1 pseudogene is annotated in these 554 nt (G+C 35.9%); it reads right to left on the bottom strand.

Annotated features, from left to right (window positions below):
- Window positions 1-337: pseudogene (locus ASV53_RS25905) on the bottom strand (hypothetical protein); the annotation flags it as partial.
- Between the last annotated feature and the right edge of the window lie 217 nt (window positions 338-554).

Below are 554 nucleotides of genomic sequence, written 5' to 3'. Positions count from 1 at the left end.
CACAACTAATGGAAATGCTTCTACATATATAAGAAATGATATTTATCCATTGTTTTTCATTTGGTCTTATTCCTTTTGGTAATGTGAGACAAAACTCCATTGCAAATGAAGATAATGGTCTACCACCTTTTCGTGATTTATACTTTTGTTTTAATTTGTGATCTTCACCAATCAAAGAGATTCTTTTACTTGTATTCGGTGAGCCAATTAATGAAAGTATATTTTCGGTAAGTCTATGGTTAGGGTGACTTTTGCTTAGTAAGTATTTCTCTCTTGCGATTATTCCATCCGTCCCATTCCTTACAGGTTGTGTTGTTACTGTCCAGTTTTTAATCATTTTATTTGATGATAATAATTATAAAGATAGAAAACAAACTAACATGAATCATGGGGGTTCAAGATAGGACAACTCACTCCGTTCTGATGTTATCCATTATCTTGCAATGGGATATTTAATGTCTCTTATACACAACTCAGAGCAAACGAGACGGAGCTACATAGCGTATGCCGTCTGCTGCATGAAAAAAAAAATGGGGGGGGGGGGGGGGTGGGGG

Source organism: Photobacterium sanguinicancri, assembly GCF_002265265.1.
Classification (GTDB): Bacteria; Pseudomonadota; Gammaproteobacteria; order Enterobacterales; family Vibrionaceae; genus Photobacterium; species Photobacterium sanguinicancri.
The sequence above is the reverse complement of the archived record's forward strand: the minus strand, read 5'-3'. Positions and strand labels throughout refer to the sequence as shown.